Origin of the sequence: Zhihengliuella sp. (assembly GCF_031178195.1) — a bacterium.
GTDB lineage: Bacteria > Actinomycetota > Actinomycetes > Actinomycetales > Micrococcaceae > Zhihengliuella.
In genome coordinates, this window is the sequence record NZ_JAPSJL010000015.1 from 1 (window position 1) to 2,243 (window position 2,243).

2 protein-coding genes are annotated in these 2,243 nt (G+C 71.3%); both read right to left on the minus strand.

Annotation, left to right across the window (positions count from 1 at the left end):
* Positions 1-335: 335 nt before the first annotated feature.
* A complete protein-coding gene (locus tag RIN46_RS14290; RefSeq protein WP_251333670.1) occupies positions 336-1,751 on the minus strand; it encodes a sugar porter family MFS transporter in 1,416 nt (471 codons plus the stop codon).
* 157 nt (positions 1,752-1,908) lie between these two features.
* Positions 1,909-2,243: ROK family protein (locus tag RIN46_RS14295; RefSeq protein WP_309109474.1), on the minus strand; the 335-nt coding region annotated here is incomplete at its 5' end.

Sequence of the window (2,243 nt, forward strand, 5' to 3'; positions counted from 1 at the left end):
CCCGCCGACTTGCGGTCGGCGGCCTGTGCGGGGGAAGCGGGGTCCGCTGTGATCTGGGTCAACCTGGGGTCCTTTTCGCCGTTGAAAATGAACGCGGAACGTGGGTGCGCGGAACCCGGGCTCAGGTACCGGGTCGTTCGCGGTCCTCCGAAAATACCCGATGCGCCGCGCGTTCTGTGTCGTGACGGTCACGAACGGGTAATCATCCCCTCACCCGGCCCCGAGAGCGCGGTGAGGCGACACCGGCGCCGGCGGGCCGGGACGGGAGCACGGACGACGGCGGGCCCCTCCCGGATGGGGAGGGGCCCGCCGTCTGGGGAGCGTGCGCGGACCGTTCAGTCCGTCATGTCCTCGAGCTCCACGCCGGTGGTCTCGCGGACCATCTTGATCGTGAAGAGCAGCGAGATGAGGGCGAAGAACGCGTACAGCCCGTAGGCGAGACCCAGGGAGGCGGCGGCCAGGGGCGGGAAGGACACGGTGACCACGAAGTTGGCGATCCACTGCACGAACCCGGCCACGGCCAGGGCGGCACCGCGGATCTGGTTCGGGAACATCTCGCCGAGCAGGACCCACATCATGGGGCCCCAGGAGACGCCGAAGAACACCACGAAGAGGTTGGCGGCCACGAGGGCGATCGGGCCGGCGGTGGGGCCGAGCTGCGGGGCGCCGTCGACGACGTTCGCCGTGGCGAAGAGCACGGCCAGGGTGGCCAGGGAGAGGGTCATGCCCGCCGAGCCCACGAGCAGCAGCGGGCGCCGGCCGACGCGGTCGACCAGGGCGATCGCCACGACGGTGACGACGACGTTGGTCACCGAGGTGATCACGGTGATGGTGAACGAGTCCGCCTCGGTGAAGCCGACCGACTGCCACAGCACGTTGGAGTAGTAGAAGATCACGTTGATGCCGACGAACTGCTGCAGGGCGGCGAGGCCGATGCCGACCCACACGATGGGCTTCAGACCGGCCATGCGCCCGCGCAGGTCGGACATCCGCGGCTTGCGCTCGGAGTGGACGGACTGCTGGATCGCCTGGACGCGGTCGTTGGCGGAGACGATCCCCTGGAGGCCGGTCAGCACCTGGCGGGCGTCGTCGGGGCGGCCTGCGAGCACCAGGTACCGGGGGGACTCCGGGATGGCGAAGGCGCCGATGCCGTAGGTCACCGCGGGCACGGCCATCGCCAGGAACATCCAGCGCCAGGCCTCCAGCCCGAGCCAGAGCGTCTCGTCCGCGCCGCCGGCCCAGGCCGCCAGCAGCGCGTCGACCGTGAGCGAGACGAAGATGCCGAGCACGATGCCCAGCTGCTGCAGCGAGCCGAGCCGTCCGCGCACCGCTGCGGGGGCGACCTCGGCGATGTACGCCGGGGCGATCACGGAGGCGACGCCCACGGCGATGCCGCCGACGACGCGCCAGACGATGAACCAGCTCAGGTGGTACGCCAGGCCGCAGCCCAGCGCGCTGAGCAGGAACATCACCGCGGCGATCTTCATGACGGGAACGCGGCCCAGGCGGTCGGCGATCCGGCCGCCGAAGAACGCGCCGACGGCCGCGCCGAGGAGGGCCGAGGCCACGGTGGTGCCGAGCACGGCGGGACCGATGCCGAACTCGGTCCGGAGGGACGCGACGGCGCCGTTGATCACGGCGGAGTCGTAGCCGAAGAGAAAGCCGCCGAAGGCGGCGACGATGCTGATCCGGATGACTGCCGCGGTGTTCGCGTCACCGGCGAGCCGCGAGCTCGAGGCCTTGTTGCTCATCGCACAGCTCCCTTGCTGGTGGAGAGGTCGGCGCGGGACCGGACGTGCCAGGAGCCCGCCGCCCCGGGGGACGGGAGGGCCCGCCGTCGCCGAGGGGTTCTTGTGATGCGCTCAACAGTAGAACTTCGAGGAGGGAATGTCCATTAGTCGAAGATTGCTACTGACCCGTCGGTAAGTTCTCCGGTCCGGCCCCCACAGGCAGCTCGGCGCGCTGCAGCGCCACGATCACGGCGCCGGCCACATGGGCCTGGAGGCCGAGCCGGGCGGCCTCGATCCGCAGCCCGCGGACGTTGCCGTGCACCCCGTGGCGGGAGACGGTCTCGCGCAGCGGGCCGAGGAGCAGCTCCCCGGCGCGGGCGATCTCTCCGCCGATCACCACGAGCTCGGGATTGAGGGTGTTGCACAGCGTGGCCACGGTGGGGCCCAGCGTCCGGCCGGTGTCGCCGACGACGCGCCCGCAGGCCACGTCGCCCGCCAGGGCGGCGTCGACGA

What these genes read in the sequence shown, in the direction of transcription:
- RIN46_RS14290 (WP_251333670.1), bottom strand. Translation starts at nt 1,751, where the DNA reads ATGAGCAACAAGGCCTCGAGCTCGCGGCTCGCCGGTGACGCGAACACC.